This window comes from Mesorhizobium alhagi CCNWXJ12-2, assembly GCF_000236565.1.
GTDB lineage: Bacteria > Pseudomonadota > Alphaproteobacteria > Rhizobiales > Rhizobiaceae > Allomesorhizobium > Allomesorhizobium alhagi.
The window spans coordinates 1-698 of sequence record NZ_AHAM01000367.1 but is presented as its reverse complement, the minus strand read 5'-3'; the positions used below and the strand labels follow the sequence as shown (position 1 = coordinate 698).

1 protein-coding gene is annotated in these 698 nt (G+C 65.9%); it reads left to right on the top strand.

Annotation, left to right across the window (positions count from 1 at the left end; genetic code table 11):
- Nucleotides 1–629, top strand: a 629-nt coding sequence (locus MAXJ12_RS34185) for an IS701 family transposase (RefSeq protein WP_008840839.1), incomplete at its 5' end; no start/stop codon positions are given.
- Between the last annotated feature and the right edge of the window lie 69 nt (nt 630–698).

The window sequence follows — 698 nt, the reverse complement described above, 5'->3', positions numbered from 1 at the left end:
CCGGCACGCAACCATTGCCGCCGAAGCCGTGGAGCGGACGCGGACGCCCGCCCTCGCGCGTTCGGCGGCAGGCCGAACATGCACCGGTCTCAGCCAAGGAACTGGCGCAAGCGCTGCCCGAGGACGCCTGGCACATGGTTACTTGGCGCGAGGGCTCCAAGGCGTCGCTTGCCTCGCGCTTTGCCGCCGTGCGGGTTCGGCCGGCCCATCGCGACTACTGGCGCTCCGTCCCCCACGCTGAGGAATGGTTCCTGATCGAATGGCCGGACGGTGAAGTCGAGCCAACCAAGTACTGGCTCTCGACCTTGCCTGGAAAGACCAAGCTTGCCGGCCTCGTCGATCAGGCCAAGATGCGATGGCGGATCGAGCGGGACTATCAGGAACTCAAGCAGGAGATCGGCCTTGGCCACTATGAAGGTCGAGGTTGGCGCGGCTTCCACCACCACGCCACGCTCGCGATTGCCGCTTATGGATTCCTGGTCTCCGAACGGAGTCTGATTCCCCCCTCAGCCCCACGGTTGGCGCCGCTCCTCAAGCCACCTGCGCTATCCGAAGGTTACCGACCCCGCGGCGCCGCCGCTGCGCCCCGAACGCCACGTCGCCAACTCCATCGCCACCATCCGGATTAAACTCGCCCGCGCCCTGGCGCGGCGGCTGCCACGATGTCCATGCTGTCAGCAACTTATGACACAGTAAGA